Raw genomic sequence first — 2470 nt, 5'->3', positions numbered from 1 at the left:
GTAAGCGCTCATTTCCATGCGCCTTTTCTCGTTGATGCCTCTGCCGCATGAAGTGTCCACTTAAAATAGGTGGACACCAAATATGAGTGACGAAGAGCAGAAACTGCGTGTGCGGCATGTGGGGCGCGATGGTCGACGCCGCTACGATCCAGGATCAAAGGCGCGGCTTGTTGCGGCCTGCCTTGAACCTGGTGTGTCGATATCCGGCCTTGCGCTTTCGCATGGGATCAATGCCAACCTACTGCGCAAGTGGGTCAAGGAGGCCAGGGAGTCTGGCTCCCTGGCGGTATCTCCACGATCGGCGTTTATCCCGGTCGTGGCAGCAGACGGCAGCCTGCCTGTCGGGACCTGCTCGCTGGATATGTCGGTCACGTGTGATGAAGAACAACGAGCATCACTGGAGAAGACGGGCCATCCGTCAGGTTTATCGAAAATCAGCGCGTTGCTGCCAAACGGCGTGAAGCTTTCGCTGGAATGCAGGGATGTGGATGCGTTGACGGCTGTCATTGGAGCATTGGGCCATGTTCAGACTGGGCGCTGATCTCAAGGTCTACCTGCACCGCGAACCGATCGACTTCCGCGCCGGCATCAACAGCCTTGCGGTCCTGGTGCAGGAGACGATGGAGCTCGACCCGTTTGCGCCTGCGGTCTTTGCCTTTTGCAATCGCCGCCGTGACCGTTTGAAGCTCCTGTTCTTCGATCGGTCCGGTTTTGTGATGGTCCTGAAGCGATTGACCGAAGATCGGTTCAGATGGCCACGCCGGGAGGCGGCGGTGGTGACGCTTTCGACTGAGCAGCTTCACTGGATTCTCGACGGCATCGATATCGACGCCATGGTGCGCCACCCTGTGCGGCAATATCAGATCGCCGGCTGACGGCTCTGAACTTCTGCGGTTGACGCGGTGGTGCGGTTCAGATTCAAAACTACGATGACTCGATCCGGCGAACCAAGCGTTGCAGAACTGATGGCGCAGTTGGCGGCAAATGCTGCCGAAATCGCCGCGCTGAAAGCCGAGAAAGAAGCGCTCAGCGCCCGCGTGGTCAAGCTCGAGGAAGAGTTGGAGCTGGCGCGGCTGCATCGTTTTGCGCCGAAGAGCGAAAAGCATGTGGACCGCCTCTTCGATGAAGCCGAGCAGGTTGCCGATGAAGACGAGGCCAGCGGAGAAGATGACGAGGTCGTCGACCTGCCGGAAACCGGTTTTGCGACGATCGAGAAACCGGAGGGCAAGAAGCGTGGCCGCAAGCCCCTGCCGGAACACCTGCCGCGCGAGCGTGTCGAGTATGACCTTGCCGACGACCAGAAGGCCTGCCCTTGCTGCCGTCATCAGATGCATCGCATGGGTGAGGCCGTCACCGAGCAGCTCCATATCGAGGTGAAGGCCAAGGTCCTGCAGAATGTGCGGTTCAAGTACGCCTGCCGCCATTGCGACCGGACCGGCATCAACACGCCTGTCGTTCTCGCGCCAATGCCCGCGCAGCCCTTGCCGGGCAGCATCGCCACGGCCTCGACGCTGGCATTTGCACTGGTCCACAAATACGTCGACGGCACGCCGCTCTACCGTCTGGCCCAGGCCTTCGAGCGCGCCGGCGTTCCCGTCAGCCGCGGTGCTTTGGGTCACTGGGTGATCGGCTCGAGCGAGAGGCATCTCTCTCGCATCTATGACGCGCTGAAGCTCCGGCTTCGTTCACAACCGCTGATCCATGGTGACGAGACAACGGTCCAGGTGCTGAAGGAAAAGGACAGGGAGGCCACCAGCACATCCTTCATGTGGGCATACAGGAGCGGTGAAGACAGCGGCGAGCCGATCGTGCTGCTCGATTATCAACCCGGCCGCGGCCAGATTTATCCGCAGGCCTTCCTCGGCGACTACCGCGGCATATTGATGAGCGATGGTTACACCGCCTGGCGCACTCTGGCAGGAGCGACCCATATTGGGTGTATGGCCCATTCGAGGCGTCGCTTCATCGATGCTCTGAAGACAAGGAAGAAAGGCGGCGGACCGCCGGAGCAGGCGCTGAAGTTCTTCGAGCAGCTCTACCGGATTGAAAGCCAAGCCAAGAACGAAAAGCCGGAAGTTGGCGAAACGCAAGCCGACTGCATCCGCCGTTTCCGCCAGCAACACAGCGTCCCCATCCTGATCGCTCTCAAGGCATGGCTCGATGACATCGCGCCGAAGGTCTTGCCCGATAGCAAGATCGGCGACGCCGTATCCTACACCCTGAACCAGTGGGAATACCTGACGCGCTACACCGAAGACGGCAGGATGTCGATCGACAACAACCTTCTCGAACGCGATATCAGGATTTTTGCCACTGGAAGAAAATCCTGGCTGTTCAGCGATACCGTGGACGGAGCCAGGGCCAGTGCTGTCGTCTACAGCATCATGCTGACCTGTCGCGCCTGCGGCGTCGAGCCCTTGGCCTACTTGCGCCACGTGCTTAGTGAATTGCCACAGCGCGCAACAGATAC

Annotated in this window: 3 protein-coding genes; all 3 read left to right on the top strand. The window is 59.9% G+C overall.

The genetic code is table 11. The features are described 5' to 3' along the window. The first annotated feature begins 82 nt into the window (after positions 1-82). Positions 83-541 carry an IS66-like element accessory protein TnpA gene (tnpA, locus tag ACFHWW_RS33685; RefSeq protein ID WP_015061474.1) on the top strand — a complete coding sequence of 153 codons (459 nt, stop codon included), beginning with the start codon at positions 83-85 and terminating at the stop codon, positions 539-541. Beyond that, positions 522-875 (top strand): IS66 family insertion sequence element accessory protein TnpB, encoded by a 354-nt coding sequence (gene tnpB / locus ACFHWW_RS33680; protein ID WP_379943668.1) that lies wholly within the window; start codon positions 522-524, stop codon positions 873-875. The genes tnpA and tnpB overlap by 20 nt, the downstream gene beginning before the upstream one ends. Positions 876-929: 54 nt before the next feature. Continuing rightward, on the top strand, positions 930-2470 hold a 1541-nt coding region (locus ACFHWW_RS33675; RefSeq protein ID WP_379943666.1), incomplete at its 3' end, for an IS66-like element ISRm2 family transposase.

It is taken from the genome of Sinorhizobium sp. P24N7, from assembly GCF_042436655.1.
Classification (GTDB): domain Bacteria; phylum Pseudomonadota; class Alphaproteobacteria; order Rhizobiales; family Rhizobiaceae; genus Sinorhizobium; species Sinorhizobium meliloti_A.
This window is presented reverse-complemented; position numbering and strand designations above follow the sequence as displayed.

Coding starts and splice junctions, on each gene's coding strand:
- tnpA (WP_015061474.1), top strand. CDS start 83: ATGAGTGACGAAGAGCAGAAACTGCGTGTGCGGCATGTGGGGCGCGAT.
- tnpB (WP_379943668.1), top strand. CDS start 522: ATGTTCAGACTGGGCGCTGATCTCAAGGTCTACCTGCACCGCGAACCG.